The sequence below is a fragment of the Amycolatopsis dongchuanensis genome, assembly GCF_039542405.1.
Lineage (GTDB): Bacteria > Actinomycetota > Actinomycetes > Mycobacteriales > Pseudonocardiaceae > Amycolatopsis_E > Amycolatopsis_E sacchari.
In genome coordinates, this window is the sequence record NZ_BAABIB010000075.1 from 178,276 (window position 1) to 195,636 (window position 17,361).

The window sequence follows — 17,361 nt, forward strand, 5'->3', positions numbered from 1 at the left end:
GGAGCACCATGACCTCGGACAGGATCCGCGTCCGGCTGTCCGACGGGACGGCCGAGGGTGTTGTGGCGCAAGGCGTGCAGTGCTTCTACAGCCTGCCCTACGCCGCACCGCTGACGAACGGGCGCCGTTTCCGGACACCGGCTCCCGTCGAACCGTGGAGCGGGATCCGGGACGCCACGCGGCCGGGTCCGTCAGCGCCGCAGAACCCTCCCCCACCGTCCGAAATCGCCCTCGGTCCCTTCGCCGCGACTTCCGGGGTTGCGGGCCCGGATTACCTGACCCTCAACGTTTTCGCTCCGGTGCGAGCCTCGGCGGCACTTCCTGTGATGGTGTTCGTCCACGGGGGCAGCTTCGTCGCGGGAAGCAAGGACGCACCGGTCACCGACGGGCGCGCCTTCGCGCGTGACGGCGTCGTCTGCGTGGTGATCAACTACCGTCTCGGCATCGAAGGGTTCCTGCCACTGGACGGGGTGCCCACCAACCTCGGGCTGCGGGACATGATCGCGGCACTGCGGTGGGTGGCGCGGAACGCGCACCAGTTCGGCGGGGACCCGCACAACGTCACGATGTTCGGCGAATCAGGAGGCGCCTACTGCGTGGCCGCGCTGATGACCTCTCCCCTCGCCCGAGGGCTCTTCCACCGCGCGATCTGCCAGAGCGGGCACGCGTACGCCAGCCGCGACGAAGCGCTCCTGCGCCAGGTTTCCGAGCAAACCGCCCGCTACCTCGGCGTCGCCCCGGACCGGGACGGTTTCCTGGCGGTGAGCGTCGAGAGGATGCTCGAAGCACAGGCGTGGATCATGACCCCCGAAGCCAGGATCGACCTGCGCGACGCCAGCGGCACGGACCCCAGCTTCGGTCTCACGCGGTTCCTGCCCGTACACGGCGACGATGTCCTGCCGGTGCCGCCGCTGGACGCCCTCCGCCAGGGCGCGGGACGTGATGTGGACCTTCTCATCAGCACCAACGCGGAAGAGGCGAACCTGTTCCTCGTGCCCGGTGGCCTGCGGGACACCATCGACCGGGAAACGGCGGTGCTGTTCCTGGAACGGGGGCTGGCACGCGCGCGAGAGGCGCTCACCGCCTACGGCTTCGACGACCCGGGCCACAAGCCCGGCCACGTGCTCGCCCGCGCGTTGACCGACCTGATGTTCCGGTCCATGGCACGCCGGACGGCCGAGGTGCACACCGGCCGCTCCTGGGTGTGCGAGTTCGACTGGCGCTCACCGGCACTGGGCGGCGAATTCGGTGCCGCACACGCGGTGGAGCTGCCGTTCGTCTTCGACACGCTGGACGCCGCACGGGGCGCCCACGGCGTCCTCGGGATGGCCCGCCCCCAGGAACTGGCGGACTCCGTGCACGGGCGCTGGATCGAGTTCGCCCGCTCCGGACGTCCGGACTGGCCTGAATTCGACCGGGCCGACCGTCAGGTGTTCTCTCTGACAGGCGGTTCGGCTGCCGCCGAACCGCCCATGCCTGCCACGCGCTTCCTGCGCTGAGAACTCAGCCGCACTCGGTGCGGAGCACGGCGGCGCACTGGTCGAAGAGCGTGCTGATCTCGGCGCGGCCGTCGCCGGCGACCCAGGTTTCCAGCGCCGCGTCCGCGCAGGCGGCGGCCGCGGCGATCAGCGCACGCGCGCGCGGGTCGGGGCCCGGGTCCTCGATGCCCATTCTCGCCTCGACGACCGGCAACAGCGCGTCCTGCATGCGCAGCCGCTTCTCGATGAAGCGGGCGCGCAGGGACGCGGTGCCCAGGATGACGCGCATCCGTTCGAGCAGCTGGTCCGGCCGGCCGGACGACAGCGTGGCGAGGAAGCCCGCGCGCAGGGCGGTCCAGGCGGAGACGTCGGCGGGCTGCCTCCGGACGGTGTCCACCAGGACCGCCGCGAACATCTCCTCGTCGCCACCGATGAGGTCTTCCTTCGTGCCGAAGTAGCGGAACAGCGTCCGCTGGGAGACGCCGGCCTCGCGGGCGATCTGCGCGATCGTCGTCTGCTCGAAGCCCTGCTCGGTGAACAGCCGCAGCGCGGTGTCGCTGATCTCCCGCCCGGCCATCTGCCGGGACCGTTCGCGCAGCGTGAGCGGCCTGCGTTCCTCGTCCTCCACGCCGCCGAGCTTACCCGACCGGTGTCAATATGACCGCTACCTTCATTTTGACAGCGACTGCCAATTAGTCCTACGCTGCCATCATGGAAGCCAGAGACATCTCGTCTGTGCTCGTGATCGGCGCGTCCGGGTTCGTCGGCCGTCACGCGGTCGGCGAACTGCTCGAAAAGGGCTACCGCGTGCGCTGCGTCGCCCGCAGGCCCGAGGCGATCGAGGACCTCGCCGCCCGTGGCTGCGAGGTCGTCAAGGGCGACATCACCGACGCGGGGTCCATGGGGCGGGCGCTGGATTCGATGGACGCCGTCGTCGTGTGCGTGCACACGCTGCTCCCCCGGGCGCGCGGGACGGACGCGTCGGCCGACTTCGTCGAAACCGAACTCGAGGGCCTGCGGAACATCGTCGCCGGGTGCCGGGCGAACAACGTCGGACGGCTCGTCTACGTCACGTTCCTCGGCGTCAGACCCGACGCCGAGAACCCGTGGACGCGGGGCCGCTGGAAGGCCGAGCAGTACCTGTTCGACAGCGGCCTGGACGTGACGGTCTTCCGCCCCGGCATGATCGTGGGTACCGGCGGGCGGGGGTTCGGCGTCCTGATGAGCCAGGCCAGGAACCCGGTCTCGGTGATACTGGGCAACGGCAGACAGCGCTTCCAGCACATTGCCGTGACTGACCTCGCCTACTACCTGGTCGGCTCGCTGGCCCGGCCGGAAACGTTCGGCCAGGCCTTCGACGTCGGCGGCAGCGAAATCCTGAGCTACAACCAGATGGTCGACCTGGCCGCCGGCGTGCTCGGGCGCGGCCGCACCGTGAAGCTCCACCTCCCGCGGTGGCCGCTCGCCATGGCCGCGCCGCTGATCGAGCGGGTGAGCCGCATGCCCCGCGGCTCGCTGCGTGCCTTCCTGGCCGGCCTCAAGACCGATTCGGTCGGCGACCCCGGCCCCATCCAGCGCATCCTGCCGCGTCAGCCCCTCAGCTTCACCGAGGCGGTGAAGCAGGTAGCGGGCAGGTAGGTCGGCGAGGTCAGTCGGCCACCGCCGAGTCCGGCACCCGCTGCGTCGGAGCCTCCCGGCCCGGCTGGTCGCGCCGCTGGAACCGGCGGGCGAAGACCATCACCGCCAGCAGGTTCTGGGTCTTGCCGTACACCACGGCCGGCACGATCGCGAGCGGACCGAAGTAGCTGGCCGCCAGCGCGGGCGCGATCGCGGCGTTCTCCACCCCGACCTCGAAGCACGACGCGATGCGCTGTTCGGTGGTGAACCGCAGGTACTTCGGGATGAAGTAGCCCAGCGACAGCCCGGCAAGGCCCTGGACCACGCACGCGGCGGCGACGTAACCGAGCACGTAGAGGTTGTTGAGCATGGTGGCGGTGCCCTTGGAGACGGTTCCCGTGAGCACGCAGGCCAGCGACAGCACGGCGAGCGGCCCCAGCACGGGTTTGACCGCCTCGACGACCCTCGGGAACAGCGTGCCGAAGATGCTCGCCACCACGACGGGGACCAGGACCGTCGTGGCGAGGTCGACGAACATCCCGTGCGCGTCCACGGAAGTGCTGCTGCCGACGAACAGTTTCACCAGCAGCGGCTGCAGGAACGGCGCGAGCAGCACGTTGACCGTGGTGGCCGAAACCGACAGCGCGAGATCGCCGCGCGCGATGAGGGTGAGGCTGTTCGAGGCCGCACCGGTCGGCGAGGTGCACAGCAGGATCATGCCGATCGCGAGGTCGTCCGCCAGGTGCGCGGGCAGCAGCAACCGGAAGGCGACGAAGGAAACGCAGTAGCCGACCAGGGGCATGACGAGCCACCTGAGCACGACCACGACCGACACGGCGCGGAGGTTGCGGGCCACCCCCAGCCACTCCCGGCCCATGATCTGCACCCCCATCACCACGAGGGTGATCGCCAGTATCGAGCTGAAGTGCGTGCCGACGAAGGTGTGGGAGACGGTCGGGTGGTAGACGAACCCGACTCCGATACCGAGCATGAGCCAGGTCGCCGAGGTGCCGGCGACGTACGCGCAGACCCCGCGCCAGCCCCGCTCGGCGGCGGGCCGCCGGGCCTGGAACGCCCGGTACCCCACCACGAGACCGGCGACCCAGAGGACGACGCTCGCCGCGAGCGCCACCGGACTGGCTCCCATCGGCATGCCCCGGAACCCGGACACGACGAAGGGCACGAGGAAGCCGAGGAGCAACAAGATCTGGGAACTCGCGGTGAGACGCCGTGGTGTCATGGGACAGTCCTTCCGGGATCGCCGGTATTCGGATAGCGAAATTCTCTTCGAACACCGAACGGATTCCTCAGCTTAACCCGATGTGTCAAGAGGGCACCGCGCGTCGATAGTGCCTGGTGCACCACAAGAGCCCGCGCCTTGACACCTGTTGCCGATGCCTGCTGTACTTTTCGATATTCGTTGGTTCGTTCGTTATCCGAAAGCAGGTCTCGATGAAACGCATCGCGCTCGAGGAGCACTTCGTCACCGAGGAGCTCTACGACCGCTACTCCCGCGGCTCGAAGTTCGTCATCGACCCCAGCCACGTCGAGTACGTACTGGGGCGCACGCTCGACATCGGCGAGCAGCGGTTGCGGGACATGGACGAGAACGGCATCACCACGCAGGTCCTGTCCCTGCGCCAGCCGGGGATCCAGGCCGAGCCGGACGCCGCCACGGCGGTGAAGGCCGCCCAGGCGACCAACGACTACCTCGCCGGCCGGGTGGCCGCGCACCCCGGCCGGTTCGCCGGTTTCGCCGTCCTGCCCCTGCAGGACCCGGCCGCCGCGGCCGACGAGCTCGAACGCGCCGTGCGCGAACTGGGCCTGCGTGGCGCGATGATCAACGGTCACTCGTGCGGCCGCTACCTGGACCACAAGGACTTCTGGCCCGTCTACGAGCGGGCGCAGGCGCTCGGCGTGCCGCTCTACCTGCACCCGGTGCGCCCCCAGCAGGCGGACGAGCTGCGCATCTTCGAAGGTCACCCGGAGCTGCTCGGGCCGAGCTGGGGCTTCGCGTTCGAGGCCGGCACCCACGCGTTGCGCCTGTTGTTCAGCGGTGTCTTCGACGCGTTCCCGCGCTTCAACCTCATCCTCGGGCACATGGGCGAGAACATCCCGTACATGGCGTGGCGGCTGAACCGGAGCTTCAAGCGCGCCAGCTTCGGCACCACGCTGCGCAAGGAACCGCTGGACTACCTCAGGGAGAACTTCTACATCACCACCAGCGGGCACTTCTCGGACCCGGCCCTGCTGTGCGCCGTGGAAACGGTGGGCATCGACCGCGTCCTGTTCGCGGTGGACTACCCGTTCGAGCTCAACTCCGAGGGGGTGGAGTTCATCGACAACGCGCCGATCAGCGACGAGGACCGGGCGAAGATCTGCCACCGCAACGCGGAGGCCCTGCTGAAGCTCTGAAACCCGGCGGTTTTCGGATACCGAAGAAGTGGCTAGACTGCGCACATGAGTTCGGACACCAGGCCTGCGAACGACCGGACCCGCCCGTCCCCACCGTCCGAAGGCATGGCCGGGCTCGCCAAGGGGCTGGCCGTCATCGAGGCGTTCGGCGCGGAGCGGACGCAGATGACGGTGACGGAGGCCGCCCGCGCGGTGTCGCTCTCCCCCGCCGCCGCGCGCCGGTGCCTGCTGACCCTGACCGAGCTCGGCTACCTGGTGCAGGAGGACCGCTACTTCCGCCCCACCCCGCGCATGATGCGGCTGGGCGAGGCGTACCTGGAAGGCGCGACGCTGCCGACGCTCGCCAGGCCCTTCGTGGAGGCCGGCCGCGACGAGCTGGGCGAGTCGATGTCGCTCGCGGTCTACGACGAGGGCACCGCCCTGTTCGTCGCGCGGGCGGAGGTGCACCGCATCGTGTCCACCGGCGTGCGGCTGGGCGCGCGCCTGCCCGCGTACGCGTCGGCCACGGGTCGCGTCCTGCTCGCCGGGCTGCCGGAGGAGGAGCGGGAGCGGTACCTGCGCACCTGCGAACCACGCAGGACCACTCCCCATTCGGTGACCACGATCCCGGAGATCCGGGACCGGATCGAGGCGGCCGCCGCGGAAGGGTTCGCCGTCACCGACGAGGAGCTGGAACTGGGCATGCGGTCGATGGCGGTTCCGGTCGTCGACTCGGCGGGGCGCGTGCACGCGGCCATGAGCACCAGCGTGTTCGTGGCGCGGGTGACCATGGAGGAGATGCGCCGCCGCTACCTCCCGGTCCTGCGCGCCCAGGCCGCGGCACTGGGCCGCCTCCTCTGACGTTCTGCGAGCTGCCGCCCTCCATCCGTCCTTTGTGGACGAACCGGCCAATCTCCTGCCGCGACGACGGCGGAGGGAGCGGCCGGGTGGCGTGCCCCACAGTTGACGGGGGCACCGGCCTGCTCCTATTCTTTGAACGTCTGTATTAGAAAATCGATCAGGAGGCGCCGTGGCGGGCAGGCCGGTCGACCACCAACGGCGGGCGGAGTTGCTGGACGCGGTGGTCGACTACACCGTCGAGCACGGGTTCTCCGAAGTGTCCTGGCGGCCACTGGCCACCGCCCTCGGCGTCTCGCCCACCACGCTGGTGCACCGTTTCGGCACGAAGGAACAGATGCTCGAGGAGGTCCTCGAACGCCTGCGGGAACGCATCTTCGCCGCCACCGGCGACGCGCTCGGGCAGCAGCCCGACCTCGCAACGGCGGCTCGCGCGGTGTGGGCACGGACTTCCGCACCCCGACGCGCAGCCGAATTCAGGCTGTTCTTCGCCGTCTACGGCCGGGCTTTGCAGGCGCCGCACCAGTTCCCGGACTTCCTCGAGCACGTTGTCGCGGACTGGATGAACGCACTGACCGGTGCCCAAGGCCCCGGCACCGACCCGGCGACGGCGACGCGCAGGGCCACCCTGGTGATCGCGACCGTCCGCGGCCTGCTGCTCGACCTGCTGGCCACCGGCGACCGGGACCGCGTGCAGGACGCGGCCGAAAACTTCTTCGCCACCCTGTGAAGACGGGAGCCCGAAAATGTTCGCACGACGGACCGCCCGGCTGGCGGCCGTGCTGGTCACCCTGGGCACCGCCCTGGGCGCGCTGCTCACGTCCGCGTCCAGCGGGCACGCGGCCGCCGACGACCTGGTGGTCCACACCAGCGGCGGCCCGGTCCGCGGCCTCGCCGCGGGGCCGGTCGACGAGTTCCTCGGCATCCCGTATGCCGCACCGCCGGTCGGTGCATTGCGGTGGCAGCCGCCGCAGCCGGCCTCGAAGTGGTCCGGTGTACGGGACGCGACGCGGTTCGCGCCCGACTGCGCGCAACCCACGGGCCCCTTCGGCCGGCCCAGCACGGCGGAAGACTGCCTGTACCTGAACATCTACACGCCCCACCGCAAGCCGCCACGCTCCGGTTTCCCGGTCATGGTGTGGATCCCCGGCGGCGGGTTCCACAGTGGAGCGGGCAGCTTCTACGACCCCGCGGCACTGGTGGCCGACGGCGTCACCGTGGTCACGATCAACTACCGGGTGGGCGCGCTCGGTTTCCTGGCGCACCCGGCACTGGCCGACGCACGCGGCCAGTCGGGCGACTACGGCCTCATGGACCAGCAGGCCGCCCTGCGCTGGGTGCGAGGCAGCATCTCCGGCTTCCACGGGGACGCGCACAACATCACGATCTTCGGGGAGTCCGCGGGCGGGGCGTCCGCGCTGGCACAGGTCGTCTCACCCCAGGCGGCCGGGCTGTTCGAGCGAGCGATCGCCGAGAGCGGCTCCTACGACACCACGCAGACGACGCTCGCGGCGGCCGAGTCGGCGGGAACGGATTTCGCCGCCAAGGCGGGCTGCGCCGACCAGAGCGCGGCGTGCCTGCGCGCCCTGCCCGTCTCCACGATCCTGGCCGACGAGGCCACCGAGTACCGCCCGAACCTCGACACCGAGGTGCTGCCGCGGCCGGTGGGGACCGCCCTGGCCACCGGCCTGTTCAACCACGTCCCGATCCTCAACGGCACGAACCACGACGAATGGCGGCTGATGGTGGCGGGCAGCACGCTCGCGGGCCGGCCCGTCACGGCGGCCGACTACCAGGCGATGATCTCCGCCGCCCTCGGGGTCTCCCCGGCCCGCGCCGCGGCCGTCGCCGCCCGGTACCCGCTGACCGCCTACCCCAGCCCGGCCCTCGCGCTCGGCGCGGTCGGCACGGACGCGGTCTTCGCCTGCCCCGCACTGACGATCGACCGGTCCGCCGCACGCTTCGTGCCGACCTTCGCCTACGAGTTCAACGACGAGAACGCACCGGAGGACTTCCTGCCCCCGGCGGGCTTCCCGTACGGCGCACCGCACGCGTCCGAACTCCAGTACCTGCTGGGCCTGCCCTACGCCGCCTACCCCAAGACGCTGTCGGCGCAGCAACAGCAGCTGGCGACGGTCATGCGCACGTACTGGACGAACTTCGCCAAGACCGGGTCGCCCACCGCTGCGGGCACCCCGCGCTGGCCGTCCTTCGGCGACGGCAGCCAGCGGGTGCAATCACTCCTGCCACCCGCTCCCGGCACCGAGACCGATTTCGCCGCCACGCACGACTGCGCGTTCTGGGACCGCGGCTAGGACTCGCCAAGGAGGAGTTCGATGCCCTCGATGAGCACGTTCAGCCGGTCCTCCGGCCAGGACCCGATCATCGAGCGCACGTTCCGGGCCAGCACCTCGTTCAACTCGGCGGCCAGCCGGCGGCCCTCAGGAGTCAGCGAGAGCAGGCTCGCCCGCCGATCGGCCGCATCGGGTTCCCGAAAGAGCAGACCTTCGCGGCTCAACCGGTCCGCGTAGCGGCTGGTGCCGGAGCGGTCGATCCCGATCGCATCAGCCGCCTGCGCCGCGGAGAGCGGGCCGCGCCGCGCCAGGGTGATCAGCAGGAAATAGCTCTGCGCATCGAGGCTGACCGGCGCCGCGGCGATGACCGGCGCGCACAGCCGGTTGCGGTTCCGCGGCAGCATGAGCTGGTTGAGCACCCGCTGGAGCCGGTCGGCCTGGTCGTCGTCCACCGGGCGAGCATAGGCCGCGACCGATGCGTGCGATTCGCACGCATCGGTGCTACGGTCCTCCCCCATGCGCCTGCTGATCAGTGCCGTGCCCGTCGCCGGCCACCTGCTACCGCTGCTGCCGATGGCCACCGCGGCCCGCGACGCCGGCCACGACGTCGCCGTTCTGTCCTCAATGGACCTCCGCGACCTGGTGGCCCCTTTCGACGTGCTGGTCGCGGGACCGTCGATCCGGGTCCAGCGCGAGACGACCGTCCGCCGCCTCGGCAGGGACTGGACCGCCCCCGGCCCCGAGGCCGCCGAGATGTTCGCGGGCACCCGGGTGGACATGACCTTCCCCCCGGCCCTGGAGCGGGCCCGGCAGTTCGCGCCGGACCTGGTGCTGTGCGATCCCCTGGACTTCGTCGGACCGATGATCGCCGCCGCACTCGCGGTCCCGTGGGCCGCGCACGGCATCTCCGGCGGGCTGCCGGCGCCCTTCCACGAAGCGCTCGACCACCGGTGGGCGAGTGAGCTGCGGAAGTACGACCTGCGGGCGTCCCCGCGCCTCGCCTACCTCGACCCCTATCCGGAGCTGCTGCACGCGGGCCCTTGGCCCGCCGACCGCCACCCGGTGCGGTTCCAGCCCTACCAGCGCCCGGATTCGGCCCCCGGACCGGCCTCCTTCGCCGACCCCGGCTTACCCACCGCGCTGCTCACCCTGGGCACCACCCTGCCGGACCCCGGCGTCGCGACCGGGCTCGCCGCCGCGCTGTCCGGAGCGGGGTTCAACGTGGTCTGTACCAATGACCTCCCCGCGGAGCTCGTCGCGCACCCGCGCGTCCACCACGTCGGGTTCACCCCGCTCGCGGAGTTGCTCGGCGCCGCGGACGTGGTGGTGTCGGCCGGAGGCACGGGAACCGTGCTCAGTGCGCTCTCGGCCGGCCTGCCGCTGGTCATCCAGCCGTTCATGGCGGACCAGCCGTTCAACGCCGCGCGCGCCGAGCACGTGGGAGCCGCGCGGGTGATCAGCGAGACCGGCGCCGCGGGGACGGCCGCGACGGAGGTGCTCGCCGATCCCCGCTACCGGCAGGCCGCCGAGCAGGTGCGGGATCAGATCCGCGCCTGCCCCACGCCCGCCGAAGTGCTGGACCGGCTCATTTCGAACCGGTGAGACCGACGTGGTCGTCGAGGAAGTCGAAGAAGCGCTGGGCGGCGAGGGAGCGGGCCATCGGCTCGCAGTGGCCGGCGGCACCCTCGGCTTCGGTGAAGCGGACGTGCACCTTCTCCCCCGGGATCATGTCGTACAGCCGCTGGGGCTGCCCGGCGAAATACCCCTCCTGGTCGGGGTCGGCGATGAGCACCGGTGTCGTGATCCGCGCGGCGAGTTCGGGCGTGATCCGGTAGCGAGCCGCTTCCACGAACGTGTCGTAGAAGGTCGGGCAGCCGAACGGGTGAGCCCGCCAGCTGAGGTTCCACTTGACTCGCGCCGGAAGAGCTTCGATCGCCGCGTTGAAGCCGTCCCGGTCCCCGGCGGCCAGCGATTCCCGCTGCTCGGGCGACAGCATGGCGTGCCAGGCCGCCGACACGTCGACCACGCCGTCGTCGAGGACCGCGGCCTTGAAACGGTGCTCGAACGCGAGCGCACGTGGGGCCCAGTACCCGCCCTGGCTGACCGCGTACAGCACGAGCCGCTCCGGGTCCACGTCCGGAAGACCCAGTGTCAGGTCGACGACCGGGGTGAGGACGTTCTCCCAGTCGGGCCGGAACGGCACGCCCCGCTCGAACAGCATGCGCTGCTGCCCCGGCCCGTCGAACACCACGACGTTGTAGCCACGCAGCGTCGCCTCGGAACCGTAGCCGGGCCACAGGTAGCTCGCCGCACCGTCGGCTCCGTTGACCATCACCAGCGTCGGCTTCGGTCCTTCCCCTGGCGCCGCGAAGAACCAGCCGGGCATCGTCGTGTCCTCGTAGGGGATCTCCAGCGGCCGCGGCGGGTTGTCAAGGAGGCTCAGGTACTGCTCCCAGCGGCGGCGGTACGCGGCGAAGGTCCGCTTCCGGACGGCCTCGGGCTCCGCGCACCCATCGGCCACGATCACGCAGACCGCGTAGTACGTCGCGGCACGCAGGAGCGCGTTGCGGCCGCTGATCCGGTGCCCCCGGCGCACGCAGTCGTCGCCGATCGCCGCGACGCGGTCCGCGGTCGCCTCCCACTCCCTCACCCACGACTCCAGGTCGCCGTCGGTGATGCGGTCGATCGTCGTCAAGGTCTCGCCGGTGTCCGCCGCACCGGTGTACACGCGCCCGAGCATCGCCCGGGTCATCGCGTTCATCCTCGCGTTGGCGAAGAAAACGCCGCGTGTTCCCGTCTCCGTCACAGTGCTCATCCCCTGGTTCCCCTTATAAGAGTTGGATCCCTCTCCTACGAGAGTAGGCCCGGCTGGTAAGAGATGCAACCCTTCCTTATAATGGGAGCCGTGAGCTCCTCCCCCGGCCCGTCTCCCCGCCAACGGCGGCGCGGGCCCGCACTCGAGGCCGCGCTGCTGGGCGCGGCCTGGGAGGAACTGGTCGAAGCCGGTTACGCGAAGCTGACCATGGAGTCCGTCGCCACCCGGGCGGGCACCGGCATCGCCGTGCTGTACCGCCGCTGGGCGAACAAGGACGAACTCGTGCTCGCGGCACTCGAGCACCACCGGATCAGCCATCCGGTCGACCTGCCCGACACCGGCAGCCTGCGCGACGACCTCGTCACCGCGCTGACCGGCATGGGCCGGGCTCGCGCCGCCTTCTTCGCCATCGCCATCGCCACGGCCTTTTCGGGACTCCTCACCGGTCCCGGACTGACCCCGGGCCAGGTCCGCGACCGGATCCTGGGCGAACAACGGCTGTCCCGGGTGGCGACCCTCTACCAGCGCGCGCACGACCGCGGCGAGATCGACCTGGAGCGGGTGCCGCCCGCGGTGCTCGCCCTGCCGTTCGACCTGGTGCGGCACGACCTGCTCGTGGACCTCGAAGCCGTGCCGCCGGACCGCATCCGCTCGATCGTCGACGAGCTCTTCCTGCCCCTCGCCCGCTACTATTCGGCCCAGGAGCCCGCCGGCGACCGGTGACCGCCTTCCCCGGTTCGGAGGTGCGATGCCCGAGGTGGCGACCTTCGCCGAGCAGGCGCGCCGCCCGTCGGTCAGCGAGCGGGCGAGGCGACAACTGGTCATCGACGAGTTGCTGGTGACCCCGGATCTGCTGCCCGCGTGGGAACTCCCGCCGAACTGGCCGGAGCTGTACTGGGACGAAACGGGCAGGCTCGTACGTCGGTCCTTGACTCTCAAGCCGCTTGAGATCTCATAGTGGCCGGCATGAACGAGCTCTACCCCATCGGGGACGTCGCCCGCCGCACCGGGCTCAGCGTGAGCGCGATCCGGTTCTACGCCGACGAGGGCGTCGTCGCTCCCACCGCGCTCAGCGAGGGCGGCTTCCGGCAGTACGACGTGCACGCCATCGCCCGGCTCGAACTCGTGCGCACCCTCCGCGACCTGGGCGCCGGCCTGGAGGAGATCCGCGGGGTGCTGGCGGCGGAGACCACCCTGCACGACCTGGCCGTGACCCACCTGCGGCTGGTGGAGGACCAGCTGCGGCAGTTCCGGGCGCGCCGCGCCGTGCTGCGGACCATCGTGCGGCAGCACACCACGGCGGAGCAGGTGAGCCTGATGCACAAGCTGGTGTCGATGTCCGACGACGAGCGGGAGCGGCTCATCACCGAGTTCTGGGACTTCGTGACCGACGGGCTGGACGTCCACCCCGGCTACGTCGAGCGGTTGTACCAGCAGCGGCCGCACCTGCCCGAGGACCCGTCGACCGAGCAGCTCGAAGCCTGGATCGAACTCGCCGAGCTCGTGCGCGACGAGGAGTTCCGCACTGCCGTGCGCGGTTACTACCACCGCGTTTTCGGCACGGAACAGGGAAAGCTGATGGCCACGCCGGAAATGCTGGACCGCGCCGGGCAGCACCTGGCTCTCTACCGGGAGGCACAGGCGGTACGGGAGAGCGGCGCACCCGCGGACTCCGCGCGGGCCAGGGAGATCGCCGAGCGCATGGCGGCCAGCTCGGCCGACTTCCTCGCCGCGATGACCGGCGAGCACGACCTCGACAAGGCCCGCCGCAGCATGATCGGCTTCGACCGGAACAGGGCGGCGGCGCTGCGATCCCGCATGACCGGGATGCACCTGGTAGTCCGGTACAGCACGCTTGTCGCGACGATCAACGGCACCGCCAAGCCGGACCCGGACCGGACGGCGGCGGTCCAGGAATGGCTGGCCGCCGCCCTGCGCGAAGGCAATTCCCCGTAGGCGCCGCCTGCCGGCCGCAATTCCGCTTGCGCGAGCAGGCTTGGCCATGAACCAATGGAACGGTCATGGACAACCGGCAAATGGTCAAGCTTTCCAAGCGCCTCGCGCGGCACCTGCGCCACGATCCCGCAGCCCTCGGCATCACCCTCGGCCCCGGCGGCTGGGTCGAGGTGAGGTCCCTGCTCGCCGCACTGCGCGGGGACGGGGTCAGGATCACGCGCGCCGATCTCGAAGAAGTGGTGGCGGGCAACGACAAACAGCGGTTCGCGTTCGACGCGACCGGTGAGCGGATCCGCGCGAACCAGGGCCACAGCGTCGAAATCGACCTCGGACTGCCCGCCACCACGCCGCCGGCCGTGTTGTACCACGGCACCGTCGAACGTTTCCTGTCCGCGATCTTCCACGAGGGCCTGCGCCCGATGAACCGCCACGACGTGCACCTTTCCCCGGACCGGGAGACGGCCGTCAGGGTCGGTTCGCGGCGGGGGAAACCGGTGGTGCTGGAAGTCGACGCGGGTGCGATGAGCCGGGAAGGTCACGAATTCCGCGTCAGCGCCAACGGGGTGTGGCTGACCGCCGCCGTGCCACCGGAGTTCCTGCGCAGGATCGGCTGACGCGCGGGCCGTCAGCGGGCGGCGTGGGCTTCCGCCGCCCGCCGGGACGCGCGTCCGCGCGCCACGCGCTGGCGGGAGCTGGACGTGGTGCGGTCGACCTTGGCGTGCCCCACCGCCTCGGCCAGGCCGAACAGCGGCATGTTCGCGTAGATCGCCTCGAAGGAGCCCGGGCCCACCAGGTAGGTCTCGTGCCACACGCCCACCGCGCCGGACTGGCTGGCACGGCGGTAGTAGCGCCGCCAGGCGGGCGCGTGCGGCGCGTCGTTGTCGGCGGCGAACGCGACCAGGTGCTCCAGGCTGCGCCAGTACCCCACCTGCATCGTGGTGCGGCCCAGCCAGTTGCGCGCGCGAATCATCCCCGCCTCGGGGTGCTCCGCGAGGTGGCGCAGCATCCGCGCCATCGCCAGGAACACCCACACGTACTGGTCGACGCGCCACCACTTGTTGACCCGCATGCCGATCAGGAACAGCACCACGCCCGTGTCGTCCGGACTCCCGGAGTCGAGCCGGGCGGTCCAGCGGCCAGGGAAGATCTCGGACATCGCTACCTCCGGAACAAGGTTTTGTGACACTGTTATGAAACGCCGTCGCAAGCGGGTTGTCAAGGAGCGCTCGTTCTCGCTACGGCAAAGCGGGCGTCGGGACCGCGGAGTGCGAGCCCTGACCACGCTTCCGCCAGGCGCCCGGGGTGACGCCCTCCCGGCGAAGGAACACACGGCTCAGCGCGGTGCCGGTCTGGTAACCGACCCGGACGGCGATTTCCTGGACGCTCAGGGAGGTGTCCCGCAGCAGGGTCTTGGTCCGGTACAGGCGCCAGGCCGTGAGGTAGCCCAGCGGCGCGTCTCCGGTCTTTTCCTTGAACAGCGCGGCGAACGCGGAGCGCGACATGCCCGCCGTACGCGCCAGCGCCTCGACGGCCCAGGGGTGGTCGAGGTTCACGTGCAGTTCGTGGATCGCCGTGGCCAGCTGAGGATCCCGCAGGGCCGCGAGCCAGCCGATCGTCCCACTGCCCACGTCGCTGCAGGCGGCGCGCAACGCCTGGACGAACAGCACGTCGGACAGGCGGCTCGTGACGAACCCGGCGCCGAGCGCGTTGGCCGCGGACTCCTGGGCGAGTCACAGTCGGCGAGTGCGCGGCCCTGCTCGTCCTGCAGCGCGAACTCGACGCCCGCCCGGACCAGGAACAGTCGTTCGTGGACAGCTGCTCCGGTTGGTCCAAAGTGGACCCGATGAGCCAGCGCGAACGGCGCGGATGTTCCAGGTGCGGGGCGACGGCCGCCCGGTGGTCGCGGAGGAACGTCCCGTGCCCGCGCCGGCGGCGGGTGAGGTGCTGGTGCGGGTGCAGGCCAGCTCACTCAACGCCCGTGATCTGCCGATCGTCGAGGGACGGTATTCGCGGCCGGTGCCACCCGGGCGTGTGCCCCTCTCCGACGGTGCGGGCGTCGTCGAAGCAGTCGGCGCCGGGGTCACCCGGTTCCAGCCGGGGATCGCGTGATGGGCACCTTCCACCCGAACTGGCTCTACGGCTCGCTGGGCGGGTGGGGCGAGCTTTACGGGGTGCAGCTCGACGGATGGCTGACCGAGTACCGCACGGTGGGCGAACAGAGCCTCGTCCCGGTACCCGGGCGCCTGTCGTTCGAGGAGGCGGCCACCCTCCCCTGCCTGCGCGCCCTCGGCGCGTCGGACGTCATCGACTACACCGGCACGCCGGAGTGGGGCGCCAGGGTGCGCGAGCTCACGGCGGTCGCATCTCGCTCGTCGGCAACCTCGCCCCGGGTGAGGGCATGGACCTGACCGAGTTCCTGAACCGCGGCGCGACGCTGCGCACCATCACCGTCGGCAGCCGCGGCGACTTCGAGCGGATGAACCGCGTCATCAGCCGCCACGAGCTGCGACCGGTCATCGACCGGGTCTTCCCGTTCGACGAGGCCCCCGCGGCGTTCGCCTACTTCCCGGAGCGAACGCACTTCGGCAAGGTGGTCATCACGCACCGACCACCGGCCCCGGGCTACCCGTGAAGCGCGAACCCGTCCGGGATGACGAGGTCCTCACGGCTCAGCTCGTGGACGCTGGCCTTGCCGAGGGCGAGCAGGGTGGAGTCGATGCCCTGGCGCAGCACCTCCAGGGTGTTGGTCACGCCCCGCTCGCCCGCGGCCGCCATGCCCCACAGGTACGCGCGGCCGATCAGCACCGCCCTGGCGCCCAGCGCGAGCGCCTTCACCACGTCCGAGCCCCGCCGGATGCCGCCGTCCTGCAGCACCTCCACCTGGTCGCCGACCGCGTCGACGATCGCCGGGAGGGCGCGGATCGACGCGGGGGTGCCGTCGAGGTTGTTGCCGCCGTGGTTGGACACCGAGATCGCCGTGCAGCCGGCGTCCACCGCGCGCCGGGCGTCGTCGGGGTGCATGATCCCCTTCACCGCGAACGGGCCGCCCCACTGCTCCCGCAGCCACGCCACGTCCTCCCACGTCACCGGTGGTGTGCCCATCCACTGCCCGGACGCGCCGAAGAACGTCGGCGCGGCCTCCCCTTCGGCGGCGAGGTTCGGCGTCGTCAGGTCCGGCAGCTTGCCGGTCTTCGCGAAGCTCCACAGCCACCGCGGCTTGCGCAGCACCTCCGGCGCGAAGTGCAGTGCCGCCTTGAGGTCCACCTTCTCCGGGATCATCGGCGCGTCCCAGTCCCGCGCCGAGTCGAATGACCAGTCCAGCGTCACGATCAGCGCCTTCGCCCCGGCCTTGCGCGCCCGCTCGGCCCGCGCGAGCAGCTGGTCCCGCGTGCCCACCCAGTACATCTGGAAGAACGTCTTGTCGTTGACCGCCGCCACGTCCTCGATCGACCGGCTGGCGAACGAGCTGAGCCCCATCGCCGTGCCAGCCGCCGCCGCGGCCCGCGCCACCGCGACCTCGCCCTCCGGGTGCACCGCCTGCACGCCCGTCGGGGAGATGACCACCGGCAGCGAGACGTCCTGCCCCAGCACGGTGGTCGCCTGGTCGCGTTTCGCCGGCAGGTCCGCGACCCTCGGCAGGAACCCCAGCTCGTCGAACGCGGCGACGTTGTCGGCGGTCGTCAGGCCCTTCCCCGTACCGGCGACCAGCGCGAGGTAGACCGAGCGCGGCAGCCGCTTCTTCGCGCGCCGTTGCGCCTCGGCGATCGTCTCGAACCAGTCCTTCGTGCTCGCCATGTCCCGGCCGTCCTTCCCTATTTTGGCACCGGGTGTCAGTATTAGGGAAAACCGGCTCGGGGGGAAGACCTGCCCGTCCGATCGGACAGGGCGGCCGGCCCGCGCGGAGAGGTGTCCCGCCCTCCCCGGGGCGGTAGCGTCGGCCCGACGAGGA

The 17,361-nt window shown here is 70.9% G+C and carries 21 protein-coding genes; 14 read left to right on the forward strand and 7 right to left on the reverse strand.

Annotation, left to right across the window (positions count from 1 at the left end; all coding sequences use genetic code 11):
* The first annotated feature begins 8 nt into the window (after nt 1-8).
* Entirely contained in the window at nt 9-1,499 is a 1,491-nt protein-coding gene (locus ABFX51_RS18485) for a carboxylesterase/lipase family protein (protein WP_091510450.1), read from the forward strand.
* Between the two features lie 4 nt (nt 1,500-1,503).
* Here ABFX51_RS18485 and ABFX51_RS18490 read toward each other — a convergent pair whose 3' ends face one another.
* Nucleotides 1,504-2,106, reverse strand: coding sequence for a TetR/AcrR family transcriptional regulator (locus tag ABFX51_RS18490; RefSeq protein WP_245783181.1), 603 nt, complete (start codon nt 2,104-2,106; stop codon nt 1,504-1,506).
* Nucleotides 2,107-2,189: 83 nt separating this feature from the next.
* On the opposite strand from ABFX51_RS18490, the gene ABFX51_RS18495 reads away from it, so the two are divergent.
* Nucleotides 2,190-3,116 carry an SDR family oxidoreductase gene (locus tag ABFX51_RS18495; RefSeq protein WP_091510448.1) on the forward strand — a complete coding sequence of 309 codons (927 nt, stop codon included), beginning with the start codon at nt 2,190-2,192 and terminating at the stop codon, nt 3,114-3,116.
* A gap of 10 nt (nt 3,117-3,126) precedes the next feature.
* Here ABFX51_RS18495 and ABFX51_RS18500 read toward each other — a convergent pair whose 3' ends face one another.
* Nucleotides 3,127-4,335, reverse strand: coding sequence for a bile acid:sodium symporter family protein (locus ABFX51_RS18500; protein WP_091510445.1), 1,209 nt, complete (start codon nt 4,333-4,335; stop codon nt 3,127-3,129).
* 212 nt (nt 4,336-4,547) lie between these two features.
* Between ABFX51_RS18500 and ABFX51_RS18505 the strand changes: the two genes are divergently transcribed.
* The 4 genes from ABFX51_RS18505 to ABFX51_RS18520 all read left to right on the forward strand — a co-directional run bounded on the left by ABFX51_RS18505 (nt 4,548) and on the right by ABFX51_RS18520 (nt 8,662).
* Nucleotides 4,548-5,510, forward strand: a complete 963-nt coding sequence (locus ABFX51_RS18505) for an amidohydrolase family protein (protein ID WP_346054328.1) — start codon at nt 4,548-4,550, stop codon at nt 5,508-5,510.
* Nucleotides 5,511-5,555: 45 nt separating this feature from the next.
* Entirely contained in the window at nt 5,556-6,350 is a 795-nt protein-coding gene (locus tag ABFX51_RS18510) for an IclR family transcriptional regulator domain-containing protein (RefSeq protein WP_346054329.1), read from the forward strand.
* A gap of 169 nt (nt 6,351-6,519) precedes the next feature.
* Nucleotides 6,520-7,077, forward strand: a complete 558-nt coding sequence (locus ABFX51_RS18515; RefSeq protein WP_346054330.1) for a TetR/AcrR family transcriptional regulator — start codon at nt 6,520-6,522, stop codon at nt 7,075-7,077.
* A gap of 16 nt (nt 7,078-7,093) precedes the next feature.
* Complete coding sequence (locus tag ABFX51_RS18520; protein WP_091510434.1) at nt 7,094-8,662, forward strand: carboxylesterase/lipase family protein; 1,569 nt, start codon at nt 7,094-7,096, stop codon at nt 8,660-8,662.
* Here the strand turns inward: ABFX51_RS18520 and ABFX51_RS18525 are convergent.
* Nucleotides 8,659-9,093, reverse strand: a complete 435-nt coding sequence (locus ABFX51_RS18525; protein WP_218153514.1) for a MarR family winged helix-turn-helix transcriptional regulator — start codon at nt 9,091-9,093, stop codon at nt 8,659-8,661. The two genes, ABFX51_RS18520 and ABFX51_RS18525, sit on opposite strands and share 4 nt — an antisense overlap.
* A 64-nt stretch (nt 9,094-9,157) precedes the next feature.
* Between ABFX51_RS18525 and ABFX51_RS18530 the strand changes: the two genes are divergently transcribed.
* A complete protein-coding gene (locus ABFX51_RS18530; RefSeq protein WP_091510430.1) occupies nt 9,158-10,243 on the forward strand; it encodes a glycosyltransferase in 1,086 nt (361 codons plus the stop codon).
* On the opposite strand, the gene ABFX51_RS18535 is transcribed toward ABFX51_RS18530, so the two are convergent.
* Nucleotides 10,227-11,456 (reverse strand): alpha/beta hydrolase family protein, encoded by a 1,230-nt coding sequence (locus tag ABFX51_RS18535; protein WP_091510427.1) that lies wholly within the window; start codon nt 11,454-11,456, stop codon nt 10,227-10,229. The two genes, ABFX51_RS18530 and ABFX51_RS18535, sit on opposite strands and share 17 nt — an antisense overlap.
* A gap of 90 nt (nt 11,457-11,546) precedes the next feature.
* Between ABFX51_RS18535 and ABFX51_RS18540 the strand changes: the two genes are divergently transcribed.
* The 4 genes from ABFX51_RS18540 (at nt 11,547) to ABFX51_RS18555 (ending at nt 14,026) form a co-directional block, all read left to right on the forward strand.
* Nucleotides 11,547-12,179 (forward strand): TetR/AcrR family transcriptional regulator, encoded by a 633-nt coding sequence (locus ABFX51_RS18540; protein WP_245783180.1) that lies wholly within the window; start codon nt 11,547-11,549, stop codon nt 12,177-12,179.
* A 25-nt stretch (nt 12,180-12,204) separates the two neighbouring features.
* On the forward strand, nt 12,205-12,414 hold the full coding sequence (locus ABFX51_RS18545) for a hypothetical protein (RefSeq protein ID WP_091510423.1): 210 nt from the start codon (nt 12,205-12,207) through the stop codon (nt 12,412-12,414).
* A gap of 8 nt (nt 12,415-12,422) precedes the next feature.
* Nucleotides 12,423-13,412 carry a MerR family transcriptional regulator gene (locus tag ABFX51_RS18550; RefSeq protein ID WP_091510797.1) on the forward strand — a complete coding sequence of 330 codons (990 nt, stop codon included), beginning with the start codon at nt 12,423-12,425 and terminating at the stop codon, nt 13,410-13,412.
* A 65-nt stretch (nt 13,413-13,477) separates the two neighbouring features.
* Nucleotides 13,478-14,026 carry an RNA 2'-phosphotransferase gene (locus tag ABFX51_RS18555; protein ID WP_091510422.1) on the forward strand — a complete coding sequence of 183 codons (549 nt, stop codon included), beginning with the start codon at nt 13,478-13,480 and terminating at the stop codon, nt 14,024-14,026.
* 11 nt (nt 14,027-14,037) lie between these two features.
* Here the strand turns inward: ABFX51_RS18555 and ABFX51_RS18560 are convergent, their stop codons facing one another.
* Together ABFX51_RS18560 and ABFX51_RS18565 are read right to left on the reverse strand one after the other, a co-directional pair.
* Nucleotides 14,038-14,568, reverse strand: a complete 531-nt coding sequence (locus ABFX51_RS18560; RefSeq protein WP_346054332.1) for a DUF4188 domain-containing protein — start codon at nt 14,566-14,568, stop codon at nt 14,038-14,040.
* A gap of 79 nt (nt 14,569-14,647) precedes the next feature.
* Complete coding sequence (locus ABFX51_RS18565) at nt 14,648-15,079, reverse strand: helix-turn-helix domain-containing protein (protein WP_091510418.1); 432 nt, start codon at nt 15,077-15,079, stop codon at nt 14,648-14,650.
* A 199-nt stretch (nt 15,080-15,278) separates the two neighbouring features.
* Between ABFX51_RS18565 and ABFX51_RS18570 the strand changes: the two genes are divergently transcribed.
* Genes ABFX51_RS18570 through ABFX51_RS18580 form a run of 3 tightly spaced genes read left to right on the forward strand, consistent with a single transcriptional unit; the run spans nt 15,279 to nt 16,044 of the window.
* Entirely contained in the window at nt 15,279-15,521 is a 243-nt protein-coding gene (locus ABFX51_RS18570) for an alcohol dehydrogenase catalytic domain-containing protein (protein WP_245783179.1), read from the forward strand.
* A complete protein-coding gene (locus tag ABFX51_RS18575) occupies nt 15,521-15,820 on the forward strand; it encodes an MDR/zinc-dependent alcohol dehydrogenase-like family protein (protein WP_245783178.1) in 300 nt (99 codons plus the stop codon). Before ABFX51_RS18570 ends, ABFX51_RS18575 begins: the two co-directional genes overlap by 1 nt.
* Entirely contained in the window at nt 15,811-16,044 is a 234-nt protein-coding gene (locus ABFX51_RS18580; RefSeq protein WP_245783177.1) for a zinc-binding dehydrogenase, read from the forward strand. The genes ABFX51_RS18575 and ABFX51_RS18580 overlap by 10 nt, the downstream gene beginning before the upstream one ends.
* Here ABFX51_RS18580 and mftD read toward each other — a convergent pair.
* Nucleotides 16,035-17,207: a pre-mycofactocin synthase MftD gene (mftD, locus tag ABFX51_RS18585; protein WP_346054333.1), complete on the reverse strand. Its 1,173-nt coding sequence runs from the start codon at nt 17,205-17,207 to the stop codon at nt 16,035-16,037. The genes ABFX51_RS18580 and mftD overlap by 10 nt on opposite strands.
* Between the last annotated feature and the right edge of the window lie 154 nt (nt 17,208-17,361).